A 967-nucleotide genomic window follows, 5' to 3' on the forward strand; every position below is an offset into this window, starting at 1 on the left:
ACCTTTGAAACCATCTGGAATGCCATTTCTACTACAATTTCCACGGTCTTGACGGCAATTCAAGATGTGGTGACTACAGTTTGGAATGCGGTATCTGGTTTCATTTCTTCTGTTTTGTCTGCGATCTGGAATGTGGTTTCTTCCATCTGGAACAGCATTTCCGGCACGATTTCCAGTGTGATGAATGCCATTTTTTCTGTGGTATCGTCTATCTGGAATCAGATCAGCTCTGCGGTTTCCAATGTTCTGAACGCCATCCGGTCGGTGGTATCTAACATCTGGAACAGTATCAAAAGCACCATTTCCAACGTGATGCAGAGCATTTCTTCTACGGTGTCCAGCATCTGGGACAACATTCGTTCTGCGGTTTCCAACAAAATCAGTGGCATCAAATCTACCATTCAGAATGGGTTCGATGCCGCTGTAGGATATATCAAGGGACTGGCTTCCGATGCCTGGAACTGGGGACGGGACATCATTCAGGGAATCATTGACGGCATTCAGAGTGCCATCGGCTGGCTGGCAGACTGCGTCACCAATGTTGCCGATACCATTCGGGATTTCCTGCACTTCTCGGTTCCGGACAAAGGCCCGCTGACAGACTACGAAAGCTGGATGCCGGACTTTATGAAAGGGCTGGCAAACGGCATCGACAAAAGCAAGAAGTATGTGGAGAAAGCAGTGGGCGGTGTGGCGAAAGCCATGCAGCTGACTATGGATTCTGATTTGAATTACAGCTTGCATGGAATCTCCGGAGCAATGCTGCCCGGCAGTTCTGGTGGGACGGTGAACAATTATTACAACACGGACAACCGGAAAACGGTGAATCAGACCAATCAATCGCCGAAGGCATTGTCACGGTTGGAGATTTATCGGTTGACACGGAATGCGTTGAATGTGTAGAGTGGTAAACTGGAATTTATCGAATGATTCGCTTTGACAAAAAATACTTGCATAATTTAGGATT

The 967-nt window shown here is 47.3% G+C and carries 1 pseudogene; it reads left to right on the plus strand.

Annotated elements, in window-relative coordinates:
- Positions 1–903, plus strand: a pseudogene (locus DXB92_RS13925) (phage tail tape measure protein); the annotation flags it as partial.
- Between the last annotated feature and the right edge of the window lie 64 nt (positions 904–967).

The sequence above is a fragment of the Ruminococcus sp. OM06-36AC genome, from assembly GCF_003438725.1.
In the GTDB taxonomy this organism is placed as follows: Bacteria; Bacillota; Clostridia; order Oscillospirales; family Ruminococcaceae; genus Ruminococcus_C; species Ruminococcus_C callidus.